Here is a 365-nt window from a genome sequence, read left to right as displayed (position 1 = left end):
CGCGACCCCCTCGCGCACCGCCGGCGTGACCTCCGCCGCGACCGCGAGGCGTTCGTCGAGGAGCTCGCGTCGGACGTCCCGGACCACCCCCCGAACTTCGAGCGCGTCAAGCGCACGAACGTGGGACAGGAGTCGGTTCCGGCGGACGAGCTGGCCGAGCTGGAGCTGGGGCCGAACAACTGCGCGGCCGAGTGACAATGAGCACGGCAACCGACATCAAACAGGGGATCCGCGAACACCGCTGGCAGTTCTCGCTCCACGTCCTGCTGGTGTTCGCCACCGGCCTGACCATCGGGTCCGAGCGCACCGTCGTCCCCGCGCTGGGGGAGGACGTACTCGGCGTCGAGTCGTTCCTCGTGATCGGC

General features: G+C 70.1%; 2 pseudogenes. Both read left to right on the top strand.

What is annotated here, in order from left to right:
* Positions 1–195, top strand: a pseudogene (locus EXE44_RS18585) (MBL fold metallo-hydrolase); the annotation flags it as partial.
* Between the two features lie 2 nt (positions 196–197).
* A pseudogene (locus EXE44_RS21725) lies at positions 198–365 on the top strand (MFS transporter); the annotation flags it as partial.

Origin of the sequence: Halorubrum sp. SS7, from assembly GCF_005435055.1 — an archaeon.
Lineage (GTDB): Archaea > Halobacteriota > Halobacteria > Halobacteriales > Haloferacaceae > Halorubrum > Halorubrum salinarum.
This window is presented reverse-complemented; position numbering and strand designations above follow the sequence as displayed.